The 21,402-nt window shown below is 68.5% G+C and carries 20 protein-coding genes; 3 read left to right on the forward strand and 17 right to left on the reverse strand.

What is annotated here, in order from left to right; translation table 11 throughout:
* Nucleotides 1–550: 550 nt before the first annotated feature.
* The 4 genes from OIC96_RS47100 to OIC96_RS47120 form a co-directional block, all read right to left on the reverse strand.
* Nucleotides 551–1,522: a hypothetical protein gene (locus tag OIC96_RS47100; RefSeq protein WP_330301920.1), complete on the reverse strand. Its 972-nt coding sequence runs from the start codon at nucleotides 1,520–1,522 to the stop codon at nucleotides 551–553.
* 816 nt (nucleotides 1,523–2,338) lie between these two features.
* The gene (locus OIC96_RS47105; protein ID WP_330301919.1) at nucleotides 2,339–4,234 is read right to left on the reverse strand and encodes an SMI1/KNR4 family protein; all 1,896 of its coding nucleotides are present in this window, start codon (nucleotides 4,232–4,234) and stop codon (nucleotides 2,339–2,341) included.
* A 619-nt stretch (nucleotides 4,235–4,853) separates the two neighbouring features.
* Nucleotides 4,854–5,840: an aldo/keto reductase gene (locus tag OIC96_RS47115; protein WP_330301918.1), complete on the reverse strand. Its 987-nt coding sequence runs from the start codon at nucleotides 5,838–5,840 to the stop codon at nucleotides 4,854–4,856.
* A 217-nt stretch (nucleotides 5,841–6,057) separates the two neighbouring features.
* Nucleotides 6,058–7,017 (reverse strand): NADP-dependent oxidoreductase, encoded by a 960-nt coding sequence (locus OIC96_RS47120; protein ID WP_330301917.1) that lies wholly within the window; start codon nucleotides 7,015–7,017, stop codon nucleotides 6,058–6,060.
* An 824-nt stretch (nucleotides 7,018–7,841) separates the two neighbouring features.
* Between OIC96_RS47120 and OIC96_RS47125 the strand changes: the two genes are divergently transcribed.
* Nucleotides 7,842–8,711, forward strand: a complete 870-nt coding sequence (locus tag OIC96_RS47125; protein WP_330309941.1) for a helix-turn-helix domain-containing protein — start codon at nucleotides 7,842–7,844, stop codon at nucleotides 8,709–8,711.
* Between the two features lie 109 nt (nucleotides 8,712–8,820).
* On the opposite strand, the gene OIC96_RS47130 is transcribed toward OIC96_RS47125, so the two are convergent.
* The 7 genes from OIC96_RS47130 to OIC96_RS47160 form a co-directional block, all read right to left on the reverse strand.
* Nucleotides 8,821–9,777, reverse strand: coding sequence for an amidohydrolase family protein (locus OIC96_RS47130; RefSeq protein WP_330301916.1), 957 nt, complete (start codon nucleotides 9,775–9,777; stop codon nucleotides 8,821–8,823).
* A gap of 47 nt (nucleotides 9,778–9,824) precedes the next feature.
* Nucleotides 9,825–11,411 carry a Na+/H+ antiporter gene (locus tag OIC96_RS47135; RefSeq protein ID WP_330301915.1) on the reverse strand — a complete coding sequence of 529 codons (1,587 nt, stop codon included), beginning with the start codon at nucleotides 11,409–11,411 and terminating at the stop codon, nucleotides 9,825–9,827.
* A gap of 85 nt (nucleotides 11,412–11,496) precedes the next feature.
* Entirely contained in the window at nucleotides 11,497–11,868 is a 372-nt protein-coding gene (locus OIC96_RS47140; RefSeq protein WP_330301914.1) for a DUF2255 family protein, read from the reverse strand.
* Between the two features lie 48 nt (nucleotides 11,869–11,916).
* Nucleotides 11,917–12,258 (reverse strand): nuclear transport factor 2 family protein, encoded by a 342-nt coding sequence (locus OIC96_RS47145; protein WP_330301913.1) that lies wholly within the window; start codon nucleotides 12,256–12,258, stop codon nucleotides 11,917–11,919.
* 109 nt (nucleotides 12,259–12,367) lie between these two features.
* Nucleotides 12,368–13,384, reverse strand: coding sequence for a zinc-dependent alcohol dehydrogenase family protein (locus OIC96_RS47150; RefSeq protein ID WP_330301912.1), 1,017 nt, complete (start codon nucleotides 13,382–13,384; stop codon nucleotides 12,368–12,370).
* Between the two features lie 36 nt (nucleotides 13,385–13,420).
* On the reverse strand, nucleotides 13,421–13,828 hold the full coding sequence (locus OIC96_RS47155) for a (R)-mandelonitrile lyase (protein WP_330301911.1): 408 nt from the start codon (nucleotides 13,826–13,828) through the stop codon (nucleotides 13,421–13,423).
* Nucleotides 13,829–13,859: 31 nt separating this feature from the next.
* Nucleotides 13,860–14,192, reverse strand: a complete 333-nt coding sequence (locus OIC96_RS47160) for a carboxymuconolactone decarboxylase family protein (protein WP_060904887.1) — start codon at nucleotides 14,190–14,192, stop codon at nucleotides 13,860–13,862.
* 274 nt (nucleotides 14,193–14,466) lie between these two features.
* On the opposite strand from OIC96_RS47160, the gene OIC96_RS47165 reads away from it, so the two are divergent.
* Nucleotides 14,467–15,336, forward strand: a complete 870-nt coding sequence (locus OIC96_RS47165; protein ID WP_330301910.1) for a helix-turn-helix domain-containing protein — start codon at nucleotides 14,467–14,469, stop codon at nucleotides 15,334–15,336.
* A 179-nt stretch (nucleotides 15,337–15,515) separates the two neighbouring features.
* On the opposite strand, the gene OIC96_RS47170 is transcribed toward OIC96_RS47165, so the two are convergent.
* The 5 genes from OIC96_RS47170 to OIC96_RS47190 all read right to left on the reverse strand — a co-directional run bounded on the left by OIC96_RS47170 (nucleotide 15,516) and on the right by OIC96_RS47190 (nucleotide 19,374).
* Nucleotides 15,516–16,385, reverse strand: coding sequence for an MmyB family transcriptional regulator (locus OIC96_RS47170; RefSeq protein WP_330301909.1), 870 nt, complete (start codon nucleotides 16,383–16,385; stop codon nucleotides 15,516–15,518).
* 190 nt (nucleotides 16,386–16,575) lie between these two features.
* Nucleotides 16,576–17,274 carry a type 1 glutamine amidotransferase domain-containing protein gene (locus tag OIC96_RS47175; RefSeq protein WP_330301908.1) on the reverse strand — a complete coding sequence of 233 codons (699 nt, stop codon included), beginning with the start codon at nucleotides 17,272–17,274 and terminating at the stop codon, nucleotides 16,576–16,578.
* A gap of 20 nt (nucleotides 17,275–17,294) precedes the next feature.
* Nucleotides 17,295–17,687 (reverse strand): nuclear transport factor 2 family protein, encoded by a 393-nt coding sequence (locus OIC96_RS47180; protein WP_330301907.1) that lies wholly within the window; start codon nucleotides 17,685–17,687, stop codon nucleotides 17,295–17,297.
* 246 nt (nucleotides 17,688–17,933) lie between these two features.
* Entirely contained in the window at nucleotides 17,934–18,599 is a 666-nt protein-coding gene (locus tag OIC96_RS47185; protein ID WP_330301906.1) for a TetR/AcrR family transcriptional regulator, read from the reverse strand.
* A gap of 16 nt (nucleotides 18,600–18,615) precedes the next feature.
* A complete protein-coding gene (locus OIC96_RS47190; RefSeq protein ID WP_330301905.1) occupies nucleotides 18,616–19,374 on the reverse strand; it encodes an SDR family NAD(P)-dependent oxidoreductase in 759 nt (252 codons plus the stop codon).
* A gap of 113 nt (nucleotides 19,375–19,487) precedes the next feature.
* Here OIC96_RS47190 and OIC96_RS47195 point away from each other — a divergent pair, with 113 nt between their 5' ends.
* On the forward strand, nucleotides 19,488–20,435 hold the full coding sequence (locus tag OIC96_RS47195; RefSeq protein ID WP_330301904.1) for a quinone oxidoreductase family protein: 948 nt from the start codon (nucleotides 19,488–19,490) through the stop codon (nucleotides 20,433–20,435).
* A gap of 470 nt (nucleotides 20,436–20,905) precedes the next feature.
* Here OIC96_RS47195 and OIC96_RS47200 read toward each other — a convergent pair whose 3' ends face one another.
* Complete coding sequence (locus tag OIC96_RS47200; protein ID WP_330301903.1) at nucleotides 20,906–21,361, reverse strand: MarR family winged helix-turn-helix transcriptional regulator; 456 nt, start codon at nucleotides 21,359–21,361, stop codon at nucleotides 20,906–20,908.
* Nucleotides 21,362–21,402 lie beyond the last annotated feature (41 nt).

A 21,402-nucleotide genomic window follows, 5' to 3' on the forward strand; every position in this document is an offset into this window, starting at 1 on the left:
ACGCCTCACGACCAATGCGGGAGAGCTCGTTACTGGTGATCTTCGCATGATGCCGCGCGGCGAACCCTCGTCTTCGCAGTTCAAGACGTCGACCCAGCGACATCACGCATCAAATCTCAGTAACGGACGTGCTCTCGGCCGCCCCCGGCCAACAGCCCGGCTCAACTGCCCGTCACGCGACCAGCGGCTATTCGCACGCACCGTGGTTCCACCTGAAGATCACCAACAGCATCAATTCCGTGAATGATCTTGAGGTCGGCTGCTTTGCATCGAGACTCGTTGCGAGGAGGCCAGGTCTGCGGCGAGAAGCCTGACCGTCATCGAACTGCGCCAAGATCGTTCACGGAATCGTGGCCTGAACCAAAATCGCCGTCGTTCACAGGTCTTCCACCTGGTCAGACAGTTACAGTCAGGACCCCGCTCATAGGGGCTGTCATGAGAGATGAGAGGGTCTGACGGGTGAGCGAGACACCACCGAACACCCTGCAATACCGCTTTGACGGGCCAGAAGAGGCTCCCAAGTGACCGCACCTGGCCAACCAGCGTCCGCCTACCCGCCGCTCTCGTCGGCGCCAGTGGTACGTGGCGTCGTGCCCCAGTCGTCCTCGTCGTAGACCGGGCGCCTAGGGGCTTCCGGTTCGGGGCGCCGGGCCGTCGGGGCGCTGCCGCGGACGTGTTCCAGGAGGGTGCGCAGGGTCGGCTGGACCGCGCGCTGGTCACCGAACTCGGTGTCCAGGGCGGCCGGGAGGGTCTCCGCCCAGAATTCCCAGAGGGGGCCTACCCAGCCCTCGTCGCGTTCGCCGTCGCGTTCGCGGCGCTCCGTGAGCAGGTCCAGCTGGCGCGGGGCGATCTTCTCGACGAGTTCGACGAACAGGGGGTGCGGATTGCGGCCGCCGCGCGTCAGGCCCAACGGCTGGGCGCCCATAAGCTCGCGGCAGTAGTCCCCGACCGTGCGCTCGTCGTCGAGGACGGTCCAGCGTTCGTACGACCGCAGCAGCTCCGCCCAGCTCGACACACCACTGGGAAAGTCGTCCAGCTTCAGCCGGACCCCGGGGATGTTCGGGCCGTTCTCGGGGAACAGCCTCAGCCGGACCCGGTCCGGTGACGTCGGGTCGCCGTCCAGCACGTCCACCTGACCGTTCCACATGCAGCACAACAACCGGTGCAGAATGATGCGCCGGTCCTCCTCGCTGCTCACCATCCAGCTGTCGCGGTAGCCGAGCCGCTGCCGCCACCGCAGCACGTCCTGGGGCTCTTCGGCCTTCTTCGCCCGGGCCCACTGGCGCAGCACCTTGCGGGCCTCGGGCACCTGGGTGAGGCTCATCTCGCTGCGTAAGAAGATCACGGTGACCGAGTCTCTCTCGCCCCCCCCCCGGTACTCCACGGAGCTCCGGGCGTCCGAGGGCAGTCGCAGCGCTTTGCCCAGGTACTGCTCGACCTCCTCGACGGCCTCCACGCGCGGGTAGGTCACCAGCACCCGCAGCGGGCGTGGACGCGGCGAATTGGCTCGGCTGATGGACATAGCAGATGGGGATGTCGCTGAAGCGGCCTAGCGATCTGTACGCTGCGAGGCAATGACGAGCGCAACGTCGGGAAAATCGACGTGGATGCTCCTCACATGGCCAGTGGCGGCTGCGTTGCGGCGTTCACAGACGAGGGAACACTGCGGCAGTGGGGTTCTGAGGCCGCCCGGGCCGTCACCCGCTACCGCGTCGGCTGGGGCGAGCCAGGCAAGACCTTGGGAGCGCCCTGCTGGCGCGATCGAGGCTGGATGTGGATCCTCCGAAGTAACCGGCGGGATGAATGGGGCGAGGCTGTAGTCCCGCTGGCCAGGGCCGGTGGAACTTGACCGGCTGACGGATCGTCCGCCCGAACCGTTCACTGCGGCCGATCCGTGCGGCCGTGGTTGAGCGTGGCTCCTTTGGAGGGGCCAGCGATCGGTTGAGCGGGTGGCTGCGTACCAGTCCGGTGGTACGCCGGAGGGAGCTCGCCGAACGGGCCGTGTTGATTCAGCGCCCCACAAGGCATGTACCTGTCGTTGTCGAAGATGACCACTGGGATTGGGATGGGGCGAAGCGTGGCCGGGCTGCTGCCAGTGCCTCCGGATATGGTTTCGCCGCTGTCTCAAGAGTATTTGTAGGTGTGCGCGGGCGCGCTGGTACGCGCTGATGGTTTCCCGGGGCAGGTGCGCGCTGTTGTGCTTCTGGACGCGCTGCCCAGGGGAGTAGCGGCGGTGTAGCCACGGTGTACGGCTGGGCAGGGTGACAATGCCGAATACGACGACCGCCTCTTCGCCCGGTGGCCGAGGCCGTCGTCGCGGCTCTGCGGTAGCGTCGCCTCAGGGACGACGCCGTACGAAGCCCAGGTAGGCGAAGCCTTCGCCCTCGCGCGGCGCCCGGGTCCAGGACCGGGTGGTGAACATGGGGAGGCTGCCCTGGGACAGGGCGAAACAGGGAAGCGAGATGCCCAGTTCGGCGTGCAGGGTCTCCAACAGGCATACCTCTCGGTCAAGATGGGTGTCAGGTGAGCCGACAAATCGCGCGGGTTCCAGGGTGTTGGGTATCGCACCCGAGCGCCGGATGTCGTTGCCCCGCACCGTGAACGCATAGAGTTCCACGCCGCGTTCGGCCACCGAGACATGGAATGCGGCCGGGTGATCAGCCAAGTGCCGCTGCGGCTCACGCCACACCACGACGGCGCGACCCGACGCGGAGGCGGCCGCGGCGGGGGACTGGAACAGGTGGTTGATGCCCTGGCGGGACTGGCCGTCGAAGGCGAAGGCCCACCCCTCGCTGCAGCGGCCGGCCATGACCGCGGCCCGGTCCTCCCAGAGCTCGACGCCCTCCCGCTCGTGGTTCTGCCTCAACGGCCGGTACGCCTTGGCTGCGTGCACGGGCTCACTCAGTTCGGCACCCTCGTCGCCTATCAGAGCGGGTAGGCGACGAGGGTCGGCGCCCTCGACCCAGACGCAGCGGTACGCATCGAACGGCCGCCCATGTATCCCGGTCGTCGTCAGCCAGGTGAGACCCGGCGGGTCGAGATCGGGCGCCGGCTCGGGAGCGGGCCCGGACTCGCCTGCGCGCGGAGTCGCGAGGATCTCTCGCCCGCGCTGCGGGGTGATCAGCGACCCCAGAACCGGATCGGCGAGCAGGCCAAGGGGCGCGAGCAGCAAAGGCCCAGGTGGTATCCACTGCGTAAGCGCGTCGCGCAGCATTCGCCACGCGGCATCGGTCGCTCCCCATCGGGCCGACTCCCGGGCCTCGTTGACGGCCCGGCCCCACGCACCCGGCGGCGCATAGCGATGGGTGCCGTCGCGCAGCGCGCTCAACAGGTCCTCGGCGATTTCCCGGTCGACCCCACGGGCGGCCATCATCCCCAGCCAGTGGTCGTCTCCGCCCAGTCGCCATTCGCCGGAGGCCGGTTCGATGGCCGACACCGTAAGGAGCTCGGGCAGATAGCGGGGGTCAGCCACAAGGGAGCCGTAGTCCCGCTGAGCGCGGGGAGCCGCCAGATGCTGCAACTGGTTCAGCAGATTGGCGCTGTTCGGTCGTCCGAAGGACCGCGCCTCCTCGAGCAAGGGCAGGGCCTCCTCATGCCGTCCGCGCAGGGCGAGGAGGCGGGCCTCCTCGACCCGGGCGTCCTGGGCGCGAGTGGTGGCGTTCTCGAAGCCCGGCCGCCCCACCCGATCGCCGTGGAAGCTCCGGTACATGGCCTCCATGTAGGCACGAAACGACGGGTAGCGGTCCGGGTATTCACCGCTCCAGCCCTTGTAGATGTAGAGCGCCCACTCGCCGTGCTCGTCGCGGTCGCCCGGGTCGAGCAGAGCCAGCGTCATATCGGAGTCTGTCTCCAGGCGCAGCGATCGCTGCCACATGCCGGCGAGCAGGACTTCCTGCTCGCGCGGGTCGTCGCCCAGATTCTCCTCGTACACCTCGGTCAACCCGTACGGATCCCGGGACCAGTCGATGTCCGCGATCCCACCGAGCTGATAGACCCCGGCCGTCTGCTCCACACGCCATCCGTCGCTCGCGGCCAGGAACTGGCGGTAGGAGGGCGGCAGTCGCTTCCCCAGCCGCTTCTCGACCGTGGTGATCGCGGCCTCGTCCGCCCCTGGCCTGCCCAGCCTGACGGGACTCGGACCGCCGTCCCAGTCCTCCTCGTGCTCGGCGCGGGGAACCCACTCCACCTGCCAACGGCCGAGGAAGTCCTGCCAGTTGAAAGACTCGTCGCTCATGACCGAGATCGTGCCAGCCACCACTGACAACGAGTCACTCAGAAGGCATCCGCCGTCCGTTCTTGACGGCGGTTGGTCGGGGATGGTGCGTTGTCGGTGCCGGGCTGGCGGGGCGTGTCCCGATAGGGGCCTGCCGATTTTTGTGGCGTCCTCACGATTCTGACCGCCCGGTTGGCCCGGTACCGGCAACGCGACGCGGCCCGGAAAGTCTTCTACCTGGTCAGATAGCCACAGCCAGGACCCTGCTCATAGGGGCTGTCGTGACAGATGAGAGGGTCAGGCGGGTGAGTGAGCCACCGATGAACACCCTGCAATACCGCTTTGACGGGCCAGAAGACGCCCCTGTCCTGATCTTGGGTCCCTCACTGGGTACCACATGGCACAGGTTGTAGAGACCGTCCAGCGGTGTCCTTCTGATCGAGGGTGGGGACGTATTGCCAGGTCGGGCTCATGGTCCGGGAGAGTCCGCACAGTCGGTGAGACGTGCGTGCGAGCGCGACGGCCGAGACGAAGAAGCCCCGCAGGCATGGTCCCGACGGGGCTTCTGCGCGCGGCCGCCGGAGAGCCGTTTCGTCCCTGATGAGGTGTGGACCGGTCCGCGGAATGCCGCCGTCGTCCGTTACTTGTCGACCAGCGACATGTGGTGCTCGTTGTAACGGTCTCCCTGAACCCCGACCCGGCCGACGAGTTCGTTGAGGTCCGCCAGTTCGTCGGGGGACAACGGCAGCTTGGTGGCGCCGGCGTTCTCGTCGATTCGCGCGATGTGTCGTGTGCCCGGAATCGGAACGATCCACGGGTGCTGTGCGAGCAGCCAGGCGAGTGCGACCTGCCCGGGTGTGGCGCTCTTGGTTTGCGCGAGGGTGGTGATGTGGTCGACGAGGGCCTGGTTCGCCGCCCGGTTCTCGGCCGTGAATCGTGGAATGTTCGTGCGGACGTCACCGATCACGAACGAGGTCGACGCGTCCACCGTGCCGGTCAGGAATCCCTTGCCGAGCGGGCTGAAAGGCACGAATCCGATCCCGAGCGCCCCGCACGTCGGCAGGACCTCCGGCTCGGGATCCCGCGTCCACAGCGAGTACTCGCTCTGCACCGCGGTCACGGGGTGGACCGAGTGTGCGCGGCGGATGGTCTCCGCACTGGCCTCCGAGAGTCCGAAGCAGCGCACCTTGCCCTCCTGCACGAGCTCACCCACCGTGCCGGCGACCTCCTCGATGGGCACCTCCGGGTCGACGCGGTGCTGGTAGAACAGGTCCAGCCTCTCGACCCCGAGCCGCTTCAGGGAGGCCGCGGCGACGGCACGGATCTGCTCGGGCCGACTGTTGAGTCCGGCGGGGGCGCCGTTCTCGATGCGGAATCCGAACTTGGTGGCGATCACGACCTGGTCACGCACCGGAGCGAGGGCCTCGCCGACAAGCTCTTCGTTGACGTAAGGGCCGTACACCTCCGCGGTGTCGAAGAAGGTGATCCCGCGGTCGACGGCGTCACGGAGTACGGCGATCATGTCGCTCCGGTCACCGGGGTTCGGTCCGTAGCTCTGGGACATGCCCATGGCGCCGAGGCCGATGGCGGAGACCCGCAGGTCGCGCCCGAGCGTTCGCGTGTGCATTGTTTCTCCTTGTCGAGGCTGGCACCGGCCGGCCGATGTCGAGTGCAGGACGGCCGGCCGCAGAGTCCCGCGTCGTTCCAGCGGCCCATGGCGCCCGGAGCGTGCGGTCGGTTCCCGGCGTCTCCGGTTCGCAACGGTGAATGAGCAAGGCCGATGGTGGAGGCGCAGTCGGTGTTCAGGGCTTCCAGGTGAGCGAAGTGGTGCCTGGTGTGCCGGGCTACCACGCTTCGTTGTCGAACGCGAGGACGATTCGTTCGCGCAGGCCGCCCTGCTCGAGCCGGGCATGGGCCGCAACCGCGTCGTCCGCATCGAAGGACATTGCGGCGCGCAGTGTGATGGTGCCGTCTTCGACCTGGTCGCGCAGACGTACGATCGCGTCCCGGTCCGTCCGTCGTTCTCGCACGTTGAGGTGCTTGACCTTGATTCCGCGCCCTGGATCGCCGTCCCAAGAGCGCAGGATGCCGATCTGGCCGCCGTCACGCACGGCGGGAGCGATCTGCTCGTGCAGCAAGGCGGCATCAGCCACCGCGTCCACCGGAGTACCGAGCTCGTCGAGTACCCGGAGGGCGATGCCGGGGCCGCGCGGTATGAACGCGTGCGCGCCGAGTGAGCCCAGGAGGTCGGCATCTTCCTCTGCCGCGACGGCCACGACGCGAAGGCCCGCCGCGGCACCGAGTTCCACAAGGTATCCGCCGACCGATCCCGCAGCGCCTGTCACCAAGAGCGTGGCGCCTTCTGGCAGCCGAAATGCGTCGAGCACGTTGTGAGCGGTGAGCGCATTGTTGAGGAAACCGGCCGTCTTGGCGGCGGAGGCATTCGAGGGAGCGATGGCCACGGACCGCGCGGGTAGGGCGAGATATTCGCTGTAGCCGCCGTGCCTTCCGGCGTTGTCGACGAATCCCACGACGTGTGCGCCCGGCACCAGGTCCCAGCGAGGGTCGACATCGCTGCCCACCTCTTCGACGGTACCTGCGACCTCCATCCCGGGGACGAAGGGCGGCGTGAGGCCCGTGTACATCTGCTCCAGCTGCCCGGACCTGACCATTGCGTCCACGGGATTAACTCCGGCGGCGTGAACACGGAGCCGCACCTCCTCGGCCCCAGGGTGCGATTCGGGGAGTTCGAAAGATTGCAGCACTCCCGGTCCGCCGAACTCGCGCAGTCCAATGACTTTCATCCGGCCGTTTCCTAACTTCTCGCGATGTGATGTGGCGAGGCTCAATGGATTTCTCGCGCAGAGCCATCAGTTATCGTACCCAGGCACTCGATCCTGAAGGGGGGAAGGATTTTTCCCAGGATGAATCCTTCCCCTGCGCAGGGGTGGGCCGACCGTGCAAGCTTTATCTGCCTAGCAGCATCGTCCTTGGCAAGGAATTCTCGCGTCCGGACGACTACGCATGCGTTGATCCGGTGACTAATGGGTCCCCGCAAGAAAGATCCGTGGCCGCAATGCTCGCCTACAGTCATGCTGCGGCTGCGGCTGCGACCCAATTCCCATTCCACCCCTGTTTGGAGAATCGTGTTCATCGTCAACGCGTACGTCGCTACGTCCGCGTCCGAACCGCTCGCTCAGGCCACCGTCGTATGGGAGCGTCCGCGTACAGGAGTGCCGCGCGGCCGAGGACGACGTCCTGCACTGAGCATCTCCGCCCCCGCTCTGGAGCGGGCGGGCGAGCAGGGTGCCTAAAGCGTCGGCGGCCTGGGCGCCGCCGACCCGCCTGCCCGGTTCGGACACGCCGCTGGCGGTGCCGGCGCGCCGAGGTGTGCCGCTTTCCAGTACCACAGCCGTGGTCGGGGTATGACCAGCGAGCCGGCCGCTGGGGCAACCGTTGGCCGCCCCCTGCAAGGGAGAGCTTGATCAGGGGGTGCTTGCGGGCCGCTCGGCGATGACGGGGGCGCCCCGTGCCCTTCGCCCGGCGTCTCGACCTCCAGGTGAGGACGGGGTTGGTGGTGAAGGGGCGTTTGGGGCGCGGGATCGCGACAAGGTGCGAAGCTGTGGGTGTGCGACGCGATCCGAGCCTGGAGGAACTGGGCGCCTTCCTCAAGGCGCGCCGTGCCCAGCTGAGTCCCGACAAGGCCGGGCTGCCCGACAACGGTGAGCCCCGGCGTGTTCCCGGCCTGCGGCGTGAGGAAGTCGCTCAGATGGCCGCGATCAGCACCGACTACTACACCCGGCTCGAGCAGGGACGTGTCCAGGCGTCGGCTGCCGTACTCGACGTGCTCGCACAGGTGCTCCGCCTCGACGGCGATCAGCGCGAGTACCTCCTGACCCTCGCAGGGAAGACGGCCTCGCCCATTGTCAGCCGGAGCGTTCGCCAACGAGTCCAGCCGCAGCTGCAGCACCTGCTCGACGACCTCTCCTTGACCGCGGGCTTCGTCATCGGGCGGAACACGGACCTGCTGGCGTGGAACGCCATGGCCGCCGCCCTGGTGATGGACTTCGGACATGTCCCGGAGGAACAGCGGAACTACGTGCGCCTGGTGTTCACCGAGCCCGCCATCCGCGTGCTCTACCGGGACTGGGAGGACATGGCTCGCCTGGCCCTGTCCCATCTGCGCATGGACAGCAGGCGGAACCCTGATGACCCTCGACTGACTGCCCTTGTCGAGGAGCTTTCCGCGCTGGATGCGCATTTCCGCCTGTGGTGGACCTCGCACGATGTCGCAGTGCGGGCCGGCGGTACGAGGCTGCTCCGGCATCCCGTGGTCGGCGACCTGGCCCTCGAGCGGTCCACCTTCATGTGCGCCGAAGATCCCGAGCAGCAGCTCGTCGTGTGGACCGCGGAGCCAGGAAGCCCCGCTCACGAGGCTCTGCGCTCTCTGGCGTCCACGATCGAGAGGGCGTCTGAGGGAGTGGACAGCGCCGTGTGACGCCTTCGCCGAGCAGGCACATCGGACCTGGGCCCTGGAGACGAGGTTCGCCGCCGGACCGGCGGCGCAGGCTTCATCACCGCGTCGGCACGTGGCTTGCCGTGGTTCATCACGAGGCGCTCTGGAAGACACGCTTGGCATTTGCCGTCGTGAGCGACCGCCACGTGGCGCCTTTCGCCGGCGGCTCGGCGGCGTCGATCGCCGCGATGTGCGCGTCGGCCAGCGGGGACGGCGTCCAGCAGTAGTCACTGCCGAAGAGCACGCGGTCCGGGTCGACGAGCTTCAACAGCGCCGGCACGTGTCGTGGGAAAGCGGTGCCCGCCATGTCGTAGTACAGACCGCGCAGTTGCTGCACCGCGTCCAACCGGGGCGGCTGCTGCGACTGCAGGAACAGGCTCATGAACTCGTTGATGCGATCAGCGAGGACGGGCACCGCACCGCCGCAGTGCGGGACGATCACTTTGATGTTCGGGTGACGTGTCAGGACGCCCGCCATCACCATGTCGGTGACGGTACGGGCCGTGTCGAAGATGTACTCGACCATCGGCCGCGGTCTGCCGAGTGCGGACTGTTCCCAGCACACCGGTGAGGTGGGGTGCAGGAAGACGACGGCCTGGCGGCGGTCGAGTTCGGCGAAGACCGGCTCCAGGCGCTGGTCGCCCAAATACACCCCGTGCGTGTGGGTCAGCAGGGCCACGCCGTCGGCGTCGAGTCCGTCGAAGGCGAAGGCGATCTCCTCCAAGGAGCCGTCCACGTCGGGAAGGGGCAGCGAGGCGAAGGCGCCGAAGCGACCCGGGTGGCCCCGGGCCAGTTCGGCGGTGTACTCGTTGACGCGGCGGGCGAGGAGGCGGGCCGCCTTGTCGTCGCCGAAGTGCACGCCCGGTGAGGACATGGACAGCATCGCGGTCTCGATGCCGTTGCGGTCCATCAGGTCCAGGTGGGCTTGCACGGACCATGACGGCCAGCCGCCCATGCCGTCGGGGCGGCCGTGGCCGGCTGCCGTCGCCTGCTGGACGTAGAAGTCGGGGAGGAGATGGGCGTGGACGTCGATGAGGCCGGTGGACATGACGGGAGGTCCCTTCTGGTGTGTGGTGTCGTCGAGGCCGGCTCGGCTCACTCCACCTGCTCGCGTCCGGCCAGCCGCACCTCTTCGTAGTCCAGGGCGGTCTGGAGGCGTCGCAGCACGGTGTCGTCGATCCGCTGTTCGTCGCGCAGGCGGACGACGGTTGCGCGCTTGTGGGCGATGAGGGCGAGGCGGAGGTCGGTGTAGTGGCGGTCGTGGAGCAGAGCGGGATCCTCGTCGGTGCCGGCGCCTTCGGCCCGTACGGTCGCCAGGTGGGCTTCGTACTCCTGGCGCAGCCTCTCCGTGACCTTGGGAGTGGTGCCCAGTTCGGCGGCGAGTTCCGGGAGCGCCTTGACGGCCTCCTCGGTTGCCGTGGTCTCGGCGAGGATCTGTTCCTCGTCGACGGAGGTGTCGCGGGGCAGCCGGGCCCAGCGCACCACGCCCGGCAGCAGCAGTCCCTGCACGACGAGGGTCACCACGATGACGCCGGAGGTGACGAAGACGATGAAGGCGCGGTCGGGGAAGGGTGCGCCCGAGTCGACGGTCTCCGGTACGGAGAGCGCCACGGCCAGCGACACCGCGCCCCGGAAGCCGGCGAAGCCGCTGACGGTGCGTACCCGGTGACTGATCCTCCGCAGCCGCTGCTGTGGACGTCGGTCGATCAGGCGGATCAGGTAGGCGGAGGAGAACAGGAACGCGAACCGGACGAGGACCAGCACCAAGCTGACCACACCGACGGCGATCAGCGCATCCCGCAGATCTGCGCGGCTCAAGTGGCGGAACGCGTATTGGAGTTCCACTCCGACCAGGACGAACAGGGCGCCGTTGATGATGAAGGTCGCCAGCGGCCAGAACGCCAGTGCCTGGCGTCGGTGCTCGGCCCGGATCAGGCTCGGAGCCACCTGGGCCATGATCAGTCCGCTCACGACGACAGCGAGGACACCCGAGGCGTGGATCAGTTCGGCGATCAGATAGGCCGTGAACGGTGCCAGGATCATGACGAGATTGCCCAGCAGGGGATCGGCCAGGCGGCGCCGGAGGTTCATGTTGACCCAGGCGACCCCCACTCCGACCGCGGCCCCACCGCCGTACGCCAGCAGGAACAGCGCTCCGACGTGCGCAAGGGTGAGGTGCTCCTCGCCGACGGTGATGCCGACCGCCAGTCCGTAGATGACCAGCGCCGTGCCGTCGTTGACGAGGCTCTCCGCCCGGAGCACGGTGACCTCACGGCGCGGCAGGGAACCGGCCAGCGCGCCGACCGCGGTCGCGTCCGTGGGCGCCACGGCCGCGCCCAGAACCCACGCCGGCCCCCACGGCAGTCCGAGCGCGTGCCCGGCGACCGCGACGGCCCACGCGGTGAGGATCACCAGGACCGTGCTGAGCAGCACGATGCCGCGCAGGTTCGAACGGATCTCCCGCATGGACGTGGTCAGGCTCTCCCAGTACAGCAGCACGGGGAGGAAGAGCAATAGCACGACTTCGGGCGGGAGTTGGGTTTGGCGGACGGCCGGCACGAGCCCGATGAGGGCGCCCACGATCAGTAGGACGACGGGCGGCGCGACACCGAAGCGCTGTCCCAGGGCATTGCCCAGCAGCACGGCCGCGCCCAGGACGACGACGAGTTCAAGACCGAGCATGGCGCTTACTCCTGTGCCGGACCAGCTGTTGGTGGGGGTTCAGCGGCTTCCGCGGGGATCGTCTTGCTCATCGGGATCGTCCTGCTCATCGGGGGATCAGCCGCAGCGTCGTGGAGCGTGCGGCGACCATGGGGTCGACGTAGGCGCCGCCGAAGCGGCCGTACTTGGTGCGGTACGCCGTGTCGATACGGTCGTTGATCTCGTCGTCCTGCACCTCCACGAAGGTGACGTCCTTGTCGACTCCGCCGGAGCGGATGTGCCCCTCGTGGCTCGCACGGGCCGTACGCCACCAGCCGCCATCCGCGCCTCGGAAGGAGCGGACGTAAAGGTCGTCACCGTCGCGGACGACCCGGATCGGCACCGGCCTCCGCAGGGTGCCGTTGCGCCTGAGCGGTGCCATCTCCAACTCGTCAGCGGTGGCGATGCGGTTGAGGTCATCGCTCGTCCATGCCGTCATGGGTGTGTCTCCGATCTCCTTGATCCGGTGAGTACGCGAGGAAGCTCGTCAGGGTCGTCGGGCCGCCCTCGGGAAGAGATTCTCGCTTTCGAGTACCTGCCCCGAGGGACGGAACCGGGAGGCGTATCGGCCCGGTACCAGCACCTGTCCGTCGGTCTCCACCAAGAAGCGCAGCTCAAATGCGAGCGGCTCGACGGCCGCGAAGAACGCGGCGAAAGACTGCCGGATCTCCTCCGGCCCGCTGCGGGGCCCAACCCATGGCGTCAGGGCCGGATCGCCGGGGATCGTCCAGGTGGCATCGGGAGCGAAGTGAGGAAGGATCCGTTCCATGTCGCGCGTACCGAGCGCCTTGACGTACGCCTCGACGGTGGCGATCGCCTCGCTGGTCATGGCGGTCGGTCCGTTTCTGCTGGGCTGCGGTGGGCGGGCGTTAACCGCTCGGTGGTGGCGGCGGTGGTGGGCGCGGCTCATCCCGCACCCACCACCGCCGGGCTTCATGTCACGGACGCAGCAGCGCCTTGATGGCCCGGCGCTCGTCCATGGCCTTGTAGCCTTCGGCGACCTCGTCCAGGGGCAGGGTGAGGTCGAAGACCTTGCCCGGGTTGATACGGCCGCTGACGACGCGGTCGATCAGGTCGGGAAGGTAGGCGCGCACGGGCGCGGGGCCGCCGCGTAGACCGACGTGGGAGAAGAAGAGTTCCTGGCCGTCGATCTGCACGCCGTGAGGCATGCCGACGAAGCCGACGTTGCCACCCGGGCGTGCGGACTGCAGGGCCTGGTGCATCGACTCCTGGGTGCCGACGCACTCCAAAACCGAGTCGGCGCCTACGCCGTTCGTCAGTTCCTTGACGCGGGCGACGCCCTCCTCGCCGCGCTCGGTGACGATGTCGGTGGCACCGAACTCCAGGGCCAGCTTCTGCCGGGATGCGTGCCGGCTCATGGCGATGATGCGTTCGGCGCCCAGTTCCTTCGCCGCGATGACACCGCACAGGCCCACCGCACCGTCACCCACGACGACGGCCGTCGAACCCGGCTCGACCTCGGCCGCCTTGGCGGCGTACCAGCCGGTGCCCATGACGTCGGAGAGGGTCAGCAGATTCGGTACCAGCTCCGAGGCCGGCTGCTCCGGGGTGGCGACGAGGGTGCCGTCGGCGAGGGGGATGCGGACGTATTCGGCCTGGCAGCCGTTGGGGAAGTCACGGTGCTGGCAGGAGGTGTGGTAGCCGGCCCGGCAGACCGGGCAGGTGTTGTCGGAGGCGATGAAGGAGCCGATGACGAACTGGCCGGGCAGGACATTGGATACGTCGCTGCCGACCTCCTCGACGATGCCGACGTACTCGTGGCCGATCGGCTGCGGCTCGGTGACTGGGTTGATGCCCCGGTAGCTCCACAGGTCGGAGCCGCACACGCAGGTGGCGACGGTACGGATGACGGCGTCCGTCGGTGCGACGATCTTCGGTTCGGGGACGTTCTCCACCCGGATGTCACCAGGCGCGTGGATGATGGTGGCTCGCATGATGCTCTCTCAGGTCGCGTCGGATCTGGCGTGGTGTCAGGGGTGGGTACGGGCGTTGGCGCGCGGTCCGTTGTACTCGTCGTCCGAGACGTGCTCGAGCCAGGTGGCGTCGTCCGTCTCCCACAGGGCGAGGTGGGTCATGAACTGGTCGGGCGCGGCACTGTCCCAGTGCTGCTCACCCGGAGGCGTGTGGATGACGTCTCCGGGGTGGGCCTCGATGATGTTGCCGCCAAGGGACTGCACCAGCGCGATGCCCTCGACGATGTAGAGGGTCTGGCCCAGGCCGTGGGAGTGCCAGGCGGTGCGGGCGCCAGGAGTGAAACGGACCATGTTGGCCCGCATCGGAGAGGGCTCCTCGCCACGGTGGATCACGTCGGCGTAGGCGTCTCCGGTGAACCATTCGGCAGGCAGCTTCACGGTCGGAGGCTGCTTCAGCAGTTCCATGGTGTGTCTTTCCCTTGATGGGGGCGGTACCTCAGCCCGACTGCTCCGACTTCTCCACGATCGCCTTGAGCTGGGTCACCGCGGTCATCGCGTTGGGCCATCCGGCGTAGAAGGCCAGATGGGTGAGGGCCTCCACCAGCTCGTCCTTGGTCACGCCGTTCTCCAGCGCCTTGCCGAGGTGGAAGCCGAGCTGGTCGTTGCGGTACAAGGCGGCCAGAGCGGTGACGGTGACCAGGCTGCGGTCTCGCGGGGACAGACCCGGTCGCTCCCAGATGTCACCGAACAGGACCGTGTCGGTCACCTCGGCAAGCTTCGGGGCGAATTCCTGGATCGCCGGCGGTGCGAACTTCTTCCGCTCGGTCATGGGATGGTGCTCCTTGCGTGTTCAGGGATTAGGGTGGCCCGGCCTACGGTCGGGAGCTGTGTCATATTCGCAAACCAATTCCGAACTCAGCGTTTGACAGCCTGCCTTTTCGGTTGAAGGCTTTCCGCGGGCCGACCGCGCTCGCCGACCCCGTCTTCGACCCTGCCACCATCGCGTGAGCGCGCAATGGGGAGAATTCCACCCCGGGCAAGGCTTATCCAGGGAAGAATCCTTCCCCCCCTCGTCAGGACGGGGCGGTGCGAGACTGGTCGGCATGACCAGCGACGCGCACGTGAACGAGCTGGGAGCATTTCTCAAGGAGCGGCGGGCCGAGTTGAGTCCGCGCACCGTCGGTCTGCCCGACACCGGTGGCCCGCGACGTGTGCCCGGCCTGCGCAGGGAGGAGGTCGCCCTGCTCGCGGCCGTCAGCTCCGGCTACTACACACGGCTGGAGCAGGGACGTATCCAGCCCTCTGCGCCGGTGCTGGCGGCTCTCGTCAGGGTCCTGCACCTGAACAACGACCAGCGGGACCAACTCTTCGAGCTGGCCGGTCGCCAGGCGGCTCGCCCGCGCCGTCAGGCCGCACAGAAGGTGCAACCGCAGCTGCGTCGCCTGCTCGACGATCTCACCGCGACCCCCAGCGTGGTGATCGGTCGCCGCATGGACATCCTGGCCTGGAACTCTCTGGCGGCCGCTCTCTTCACTGACTTCCGTCGCGTCCCGGAGAAACGGCGCAACTACGTCCGGCTGCTCTTCACCGAGCCCGCCTTCCGCGATCTCTACGTCGACTGGAGTACGGTCGCCCGGAGCTGCGTCGCGCAACTGCGCCTGCTGGCCGCCCGGTGTCCTGGGGAACCCGGATTGACGGCGCTTGTCGGCGAGTTGTCGGTGGCGGACGCCGACTTCCGGCAGTGGTGGGCAGGCCGCCACCTGGCCGGCCTGCGGGTGGGCGCCAAGAAGCTGCGCCACCCGGTCGTCGGCGACCTCACGCTCGACTGGGACAGCCTGACCTGCTCGGCCGACCCCACGCAGCAGTTGGTGATCCTGACCGCGGAGCCCGGGACGCGGTCCCATGACGGACTGCGCTTCTTGGCGTCGTGGACTGCCGATCCGTACGAGCCGGAACGGGATGTGACAGCTTGAGTGGCACTCAGAAGGTCAGGACTCGCTCGCCGGGACCGTCGAAGCCGCGCAGCGTCACCACAGGGCCGCCGCCCCGGACGGCCCGAGCGGTGAGAGCGCCGAGCAGCGCCCCGTCGAGGAGCCCCTCGACGCGTCGGGAACTTCCGCGCGTACCCGGTCCGGGTCCCCGACCAGGGGGCTCACCCGAAGGAGCCGGATGCCGTCCGCTTCTGGTCCGCTGCCCAGGATGCCAGCAGACGCAACCCGTCGTGCGAAGGGGAACCGGGTGCTGCGGTCCACACGATGATGTGCTGCTCGGGATCCGTGGCACAGGTGAGCGTGTCCCAGTCGAGCGTCAGCTCCCCGACCACCGGGTGACGAAGCTTCTTGGTGCCCTTGCCCCGCGTGGCGACGTCGTGCTCGGTCCACCACTGCCGGAACTGCGCGTCGCGGGCAGAGAGTTCCTCGACCAGATCGGTGAGGCGCTGGTCGCCGGGGTAGCGCGCACTCTGCATGCGCAGCTGGGCGATGGCCAGACGGGTGACCTCTTCCCAGTCCGCGTACAGCTCGCGCATCCAGGGTTCGGCGAACAGCAGCCGGACGAACACGCGCTCCTGCTCCGGGTAGCGCCCGAAATCGGTCCACAGGGCGGCGGCGAGCTGGTTCCAGGCCAGGATGTCGGTCCGCCGACCGATCACGAACGCCGGAGTGGCGGTGAGATCGTCCAGCATGCGTAGTAGTTGGGTGTCCACCTGCTGGCGCTCGCCTGCCCTGGGCGTGCGCACCGTCTCCTTCGCCGCGAGCTCGAACATGTAGGTGCGCTGGTCCTCGTTGAGGCGGAGCACTTGGGCGACCTCGTTCAGCAGGGGACCCGACGCCTGGAGACGGCCCTGCTCGATCCGCGCGTAGTACTCGGTGCTGATCGCGGCCAGAAGGGCCACTTCCTCGCGGCGCAGACCGCGCACACGCCGCCGTTGGCCGCCGCGCATGCCGACCTCCTCGGGGCTGAGCTCGGCACGGCGGGCCTTGAGGAACTCTCCCAGCTCGTTCAGGTGCGCTTTGCGGTTCATCATCTCCAGCGTCGCACAGAGGTCAGGCGTTGTGAGGGGGAAGGATTCTTCCTACGTTGCGTTCGACCAGCGTGGGCAAATCATGCGTTTCGACGTTTGTATCCGCATGTGACGAGACTCGGCGGCCGGGTCGCGCCTGGTGAGCGCGACCCGGCCGCCGAGTGAGCGCACCGCTGGGACGTCTGGGTCGTCAGCCCAGTGCCTTGAGCAGCTCCTGGGCGAGTGCAACCGCCGAGCCAGGGTTCTGGCCGGTGAACAGGGTGCGGTCGACCTCGACGTGCGGGGTGAACGGCTCGGCCTCGCGGTAATCCGCCTTGAGCTCGCCGACGAGGCGGTCCTGCAGCAGCCACTTCGCGCGGTCCGCGAGACCGTTCTGCTTTTCCTCAGCGTTGGAGAGGCCGGTCAGGCGGTAGCCGGTGAACGGGGACGTCCCGTCCGCACCGATGGTGGCCAGGAGCGCCGCGGGGCCGTGGCACACCAGGGACACCGGCTTGCCAGAGGCGAGCCATTCGGTGAGCAGCTTGCCGGACGCGGCGTCGTCGGGCAGGTCCTCCATCGGGCCCCAGCCGCCGGGGTAGAACACGGCGACGTAGTCGTCGATGTTCACGTCCTCGATGCGCATCGGATGCGCCAGCTCGGTGGCCTCGCGCAGCGCGGTCCGCATGCGCTCGGCGCCTTCCTCGCCGCCGTTGAACTCCGGGCTGAGGCTGAGCGCGTCCGCCGTGGGCGGCACGCCTGCCGGCGTGGCGGCGGCGATCTCGTACCCGGCCTCCTTGAAGACCTGGTACGGGCCGAGCGCTTCTTCGGCCCAGAAGCCGGCGGGCTGCCGGGTTCCGTCGGCCAGCGTCCAGTGGTCGGACGCGGTGATCACGAAGAGGGTCTTCGCCATGGGGGTCTCCCGGTGCTGGATCAGCCCTTGAGGGCTTCCTGAAGGACGTGGCTGTCGGCGGCCTGCTGCATCCGTACGGCCTTGCCGTCGCGGATGGTCCACAGGTGGATGAAGCGGACGTCGGCCTTGTTCCCGGTCTTCGTCTCGGCGTGGTAATGCCCGTACACGAAGACGTGTCCTTGGTCGTCCGCGTAGAACTCCTCGGGCACCGCGCCGAAGGACTCGTAATTCGGCATCATCCGGCCGAAGAAGTCCTTCGCCGCACTGTCCCAGCCGTGGTACACGCCGCTGTTCGGAAAGCCCGGGGTGATGTCCCAGATGAGGTCCGGCGCCATGATCTCGGTGGTTGCTTCCGGGGACATTCCGGATTCGTAGAGCCGGCGGATGAGGGCGATGTTCGGGGAGTCGGACATAGTTCTCTCCTTGCGGAGGCGCATCAGATGGAGGCCCGGAAACGGCGCATGGTCGCGCGGCTTGTCGCATGTCGTGCTCGCCGCGTGATGAAGCATTGCATCGGAAGGACGCGGTGTGAGGGGGAAGAAATTTTCCCCGGCACGCAATGCACCGGGGATCCGGTTGATCCCTCAGCGAGAAGGAAAAAGCGCAGAATGGCGAAGCAAAAGCACGGGGGCGCTGCATTCATTATGGGAGCGCAGGGCTCAGCCCTCGGAGGCGTTCCACAGCTCGCTGAGTTCTGCCCAGTCCGGAGCCGGGCTCTGCAACGCGGTGGGCCCGTCGGTGGTCGACGTGCGCAGTCCGGCGAGGATCAGGTCCAGGTACCGCAGGTGGAGCGTGGTGGCGCGTTCGTCGGTGACGGGGATCCGCGCGGTGAGGTGTTCGAGCAGCAAGGGGACGTCGGCGGAAGTGAAGTCGGCGCGCAGTAAGCCCGCGCGGTGCGCGCCGTCCACCAGGTCGTCGAGGGCGGCCCGGAGCCGGCTGGAGGCGGCCACGATCTCATCGGTGGCCGGCAGTCGGCCGCCCACCAGCGGGAGCAGCGGACCGACTGCACCCTGGGCCGAGAGCGCGTTCCGCAGGAAGCGGGCGAAGGCCGCCCAAGGGTCCGGCTCCTCGGCGAGGGCTGTGCGGGCCTGGGCGACGAGCTGTTCCATCCCCATGACGCGCATCCGCTGGGCCAGCAGCTCCTTGCTGGGATAGCGGCGGTAGAGGCTGCCCATGCCGATGCCGGCCCGGCGGGCGATCTCCGAGACGGGGGCGTCCCAGCCGAGCTCGGCGAAGACTTCGCGCGCAGCCTGCATGAGGCGGGCGTCGTTGCGGTCCGCCTCCCGCCGGCGGCCGCGCGGTCTGCCGGTCTGCGTGTCACCCATGGACAGGTATCTTCCCCTACCGGCGTGCCACGCCGTACCCACCGTCGACGGTGAGCACCTCGCCGGTGACGAAGGCGGCTTGCTCACCGACGAGCATCGCGATCGCCCGGGCCACGTCCTCCGGCTCCGCGACCCGCCCCAGGGGGGTGTTCGCAGCCAGTCGCTGTTGGAATTCCTGCGGCATACGCGCGCTGCTCTCGGTGCGGACGTAGCCGGGTGCCACGACGTTGACGGTGATGCCCAGCGGGCCTGCCTCGTGGGCGACGAAGCGGGCGAAGGTGTTCAGGGCGGCCTTGGCGGTGCCGTGGGCGGCCATGCCCGGGGCGGGCGGACCGTCGGCCACGGCGCTGGAGACATACACGATCCGGCCCTGCCCCTGGGTGCCCATCAGCCCCAGTGCCCCCTGGGTGAGCGTGTAGACGGATGCCAGCTCGTCCGTCACCTTCGTCCTGAAGTCGTCCCAGGCGAGGGTTTGCACCGGGGTGGGAATGAAGCGGGCACCGGCGTTGCAGACAAGAACGTCCAAGCGCCCGTCGACCGCGGAGCGCTCCAGCAGTTCGGCAGCCTGGGTGGGGTCGTACACGTCGGCCTGTACGGCGAAGGCTTCCCCGCCGTCGGCCTCGATGAGCTTGACCACCTGGTCGGCGGACTCGCGGCGGGAGAAGTAGTTGACGGCTACGCGGTAGCCGCGAGCCGCCAGTTCCCGTGACGTGGCAGCGCCGATTCCCCGGCTGCCGCCGGTCACCAGGGCCGTGGGTTTGGTCATGGCGTTCATGTGTCCTCCCGAGTCGGTTGATCGGCTGCCCAACTTATCGGAGCGGAGCGCTCCGCTCAAAAAAGTCACCGCAATGGGGAATCGGGCCTTCCGGCACCGCGTTCTCTCCTGACATGAGCGAAGTAGTAGTAGCGCGTGCTTACGGTGGTCCCGAGGTGCTGTCGGTGATCGATGTCGCCGTAGCGGAGCCCGGGCCGGGTCAGGTGCGCATCGAGGTCCGCGCCGTCGGCGTCAACCCCTTCGACCACAAGATGTACAGCGGCGCCTTCGGAACCGATCCGGCGAACCTGCCGATGCGGCTCGGCGCCGAAGCGGCCGGTGTGGTGACCGCTGTCGGTGCCGACGCGACCGGCCCCGCCGGTCCGATCCAGATCGGCGACGAGGTGATCGTGTACCGAGCGCCCGGCGCGTACGCCGCCGAACTCATCGTCCCGGCCTCGTCGGTGGTGCCCAAGCCCGCCGCTCTCTCCTGGGAGCAGGCCGGAGGACTGATGGTCACGGGCGTCACCGCTGTGCACGTTCTCGAAGCGATCGGCCTGCGCGAGAACGATTCGGTGCTGGTCCACGGCGCGGCGGGTGGCGTCGGCCTGATGGCCGTGCAACTGGCCGTCGAGCGCGGAGCCAGGGTGCTGGGAACGGCGAGCCCGGCCAAGCACGACGTACTGCGCGACCTGGGGGCGATTCCGATCGCGTACGGGCCGGGTCTGGCGGACCGGGTGCGCGCGGCAGCACCACAGGGAGTCCACGCGGCTGCCGACCTGGTGGGCACCGACGAGGCGGTGGACGTCTCGGTGGAGCTGGTGGCGGACCGGTCCCGTATCGCGACCGTCGCAGCGTTCGAACGCGGGGCCCGAGCCGGCATCAGGCTCCTGGGCGGCGGGCCCGGCGCGGACCCCGGCACGGAAGTCCGCGCCGCTGCGCGCCTGCAGCTCACCGAAGCCGCGGGCGCCGGGCGACTGCGCGTCCTGATCGCCGCCAGCCATCCGTTGCGCGAAGCCGCCGCCGCGCATCGGCAGATCATGACCGGGCATACGACGGGGAAGATCGTCCTCGTCCCGTGACCGGGCCCCTGACTGCACCGGCACTTCGTTCGGATGGCCGTGGCCGGCCGACGCACGAGTCCTGACTCTGGTGTGCCCGTGACGTCATGACGCAGTGAGAAGAGAGAAAGGAGCGTCCGAGGCGGAAGCGGAGGGCGAAGAAGCTCTGCCCCGTTGCTCGCGGTGGTGGGTGACCGCTGGAAGCTGCGGTCACCCACCTGCTTCAGGCGGCAGGGCGCGCCGTTCAGGATCCCTGCCGCCCTGCGCGGACCGACCGTGCATGGACGAGATCGCCGTGCCGATGTCGACCTTGAGGCGAGGGCGGTGGACTGGTCCTCGAGCAAGTGGTCGCTGCTTACGCTGCGGGCCGATCGGTGCCGCGGTCGGCTGGAACCCCGCCGGCGGCGGCATACGATGCGCCGGGGGAGCGGGCGGCGTGCGCCGTGCCTGGGCCACCGACGCGCCAGCCTGTCCTTGACCGGCCGACGAGCTCAGACGCTGCGCACCGTCTTGCTCACCTGGTCGAGCAGCGTCCGTAGCTGCGCGCTCTGGTCCGGTCCCAGGCCCTCGGTGATGTGACGCTCTACGTCGGCGATCACCTGGTCGGCCGCGCGCAGCGCCTCCCGTCCGGCGTCGGTGAGGTGCAGTTCCTGCACGTGCCGGTGGCGCGGGTGCTCGCGCCTCTCCAACTGGCCGCGGCCCTCCAGGCGTGCCACGAGGGAGGCGACGGCCTGAGGGGTGACGTTGAGGCGGCGGGCCAACTCGGCGCCGGCCAGCCCTGGTTCGCTGTGCACCGACATCAGCAGGGTGTAGTGCGCGGCGGCCATGCCCAGCGGGCGTAGCCGCTGTTCCTTGAGCGTCTGCACCGCCAGTTCCGCGCGCCGCAATGCCCAGGTCACCCGGTCAAGCGCGCCGAGCCCCACAGGCTCCTCGTCATCACGTATCACCTGCCAAGGGTACGACACTTCATAACCATCAAGCGTTTGAC

It is taken from the genome of Streptomyces sp. NBC_00775 (genome assembly GCF_036347135.1).
GTDB classification, from domain to species: domain Bacteria; phylum Actinomycetota; class Actinomycetes; order Streptomycetales; family Streptomycetaceae; genus Streptomyces; species Streptomyces lutosisoli.

Coding starts and splice junctions, on each gene's coding strand:
- OIC96_RS47100 (WP_330301920.1), bottom strand. CDS start 1,522: ATGTCCATCAGCCGAGCCAATTCGCCGCGTCCACGCCCGCTGCGGGTG.
- OIC96_RS47105 (WP_330301919.1), bottom strand. CDS start 4,234: ATGAGCGACGAGTCTTTCAACTGGCAGGACTTCCTCGGCCGTTGGCAG.
- OIC96_RS47115 (WP_330301918.1), bottom strand. CDS start 5,840: ATGCACACGCGAACGCTCGGGCGCGACCTGCGGGTCTCCGCCATCGGC.
- OIC96_RS47120 (WP_330301917.1), bottom strand. CDS start 7,017: ATGAAAGTCATTGGACTGCGCGAGTTCGGCGGACCGGGAGTGCTGCAA.
- OIC96_RS47130 (WP_330301916.1), bottom strand. CDS start 9,777: ATGTCCACCGGCCTCATCGACGTCCACGCCCATCTCCTCCCCGACTTC.
- OIC96_RS47135 (WP_330301915.1), bottom strand. CDS start 11,411: ATGCTCGGTCTTGAACTCGTCGTCGTCCTGGGCGCGGCCGTGCTGCTG.
- OIC96_RS47140 (WP_330301914.1), bottom strand. CDS start 11,868: ATGACGGCATGGACGAGCGATGACCTCAACCGCATCGCCACCGCTGAC.
- OIC96_RS47145 (WP_330301913.1), bottom strand. CDS start 12,258: ATGACCAGCGAGGCGATCGCCACCGTCGAGGCGTACGTCAAGGCGCTC.
- OIC96_RS47150 (WP_330301912.1), bottom strand. CDS start 13,384: ATGCGAGCCACCATCATCCACGCGCCTGGTGACATCCGGGTGGAGAAC.
- OIC96_RS47155 (WP_330301911.1), bottom strand. CDS start 13,828: ATGGAACTGCTGAAGCAGCCTCCGACCGTGAAGCTGCCTGCCGAATGG.
- OIC96_RS47160 (WP_060904887.1), bottom strand. CDS start 14,192: ATGACCGAGCGGAAGAAGTTCGCACCGCCGGCGATCCAGGAATTCGCC.
- OIC96_RS47165 (WP_330301910.1), top strand. CDS start 14,467: ATGACCAGCGACGCGCACGTGAACGAGCTGGGAGCATTTCTCAAGGAG.
- OIC96_RS47170 (WP_330301909.1), bottom strand. CDS start 16,385: ATGAACCGCAAAGCGCACCTGAACGAGCTGGGAGAGTTCCTCAAGGCC.
- OIC96_RS47175 (WP_330301908.1), bottom strand. CDS start 17,274: ATGGCGAAGACCCTCTTCGTGATCACCGCGTCCGACCACTGGACGCTG.
- OIC96_RS47180 (WP_330301907.1), bottom strand. CDS start 17,687: ATGTCCGACTCCCCGAACATCGCCCTCATCCGCCGGCTCTACGAATCC.
- OIC96_RS47185 (WP_330301906.1), bottom strand. CDS start 18,599: ATGGGTGACACGCAGACCGGCAGACCGCGCGGCCGCCGGCGGGAGGCG.
- OIC96_RS47190 (WP_330301905.1), bottom strand. CDS start 19,374: ATGAACGCCATGACCAAACCCACGGCCCTGGTGACCGGCGGCAGCCGG.
- OIC96_RS47195 (WP_330301904.1), top strand. CDS start 19,488: ATGAGCGAAGTAGTAGTAGCGCGTGCTTACGGTGGTCCCGAGGTGCTG.